This is a genomic window from Microvirga pakistanensis, from assembly GCF_004458765.1.
GTDB lineage: Bacteria > Pseudomonadota > Alphaproteobacteria > Rhizobiales > Beijerinckiaceae > Microvirga > Microvirga pakistanensis.
The window spans coordinates 1-223 of sequence record NZ_SPJX01000086.1; the positions used below are offsets into that span (position 1 = coordinate 1).

General features: G+C 64.1%; 1 protein-coding gene. It reads left to right on the forward strand.

Translation table 11 applies throughout. From position 1 onward, the window contains the following. On the forward strand, positions 1-223 hold a 223-nt coding region (locus E4K09_RS02840; protein ID WP_134495043.1), incomplete at both ends, for a type 2 periplasmic-binding domain-containing protein.

The window sequence follows — 223 nt, forward strand, 5'->3', positions numbered from 1 at the left end:
ACAAGACCACCGAGCAGCACGATCTCGACCTAGCGGCCGGGCGCATCGACGCGATCTTCGCGGCTCACTCCTCCCTGAAGGCCTCGACGGAAAAGCCGGAGTTCAAGGACAGGGAGATGGTGGGCGGTGCCGTGAGCGGCGACGTGCTCGGGCGCGGCGTGGCCGTGGGCCTGCGCAAGGACGATTTTGAGCTCAAGACCATGTTCGACAAGGCCATTCAATC